This is a genomic window from Limosilactobacillus avium (assembly GCF_947381485.1).
GTDB lineage: Bacteria > Bacillota > Bacilli > Lactobacillales > Lactobacillaceae > Limosilactobacillus > Limosilactobacillus avium.
Genome location: NZ_CANCWN010000097.1, coordinates 1 through 487, shown reverse-complemented (window position 1 = coordinate 487; position 487 = coordinate 1). Strand labels below are relative to the sequence as shown.

The following is a 487-nucleotide window of genomic DNA, read 5'->3' as shown; positions in this document are numbered from 1 at the left end:
TTTTGATTAGGGATACTCAAAAGTCTATCACAAATGGCTTTTTTGTTTTTCTAACTTAATTTTACAAACCGGGAGTGTTAATTTCTGTGTACTGACACAGTTTTAGTTTCGAAGGGTCCGTTACCTTTAAAATTCCCATTATTTCATTAATGATCTTTCCTAAATCATTATTTTCCTTAGAATCTATATAGTTCAAGAAATCAGGATTATTTTTAAATCTCTTCTTTATCTTTTTAAGCAACTCCTTTTGATCTTTTTTTCCATTATATTCCATCAAGTGAACTATTCTCTTCCAGAAGCATTCTTCTAGTTCAGGAATGTCAACCAATGATAGAAACAACGAATAATAAGAAGAAATAGATGAGCTTGCTTTTTTGCTTAAAAGTTCGAAATGATTTAAATTATTAATAAAAGGCAGATTGTAAAATTTAAGTTGAACATTTAAGTGGACAGAAAAAACCATCAAGGTCTTTAATGGTGTTACCAC

At 29.2% G+C, this 487-nt stretch carries 1 pseudogene; it reads right to left on the bottom strand.

The features are described from left to right. Positions 1–61 precede the first annotated feature (61 nt). Positions 62–487, bottom strand: a pseudogene (locus QOS01_RS10455) (hypothetical protein); the annotation flags it as partial.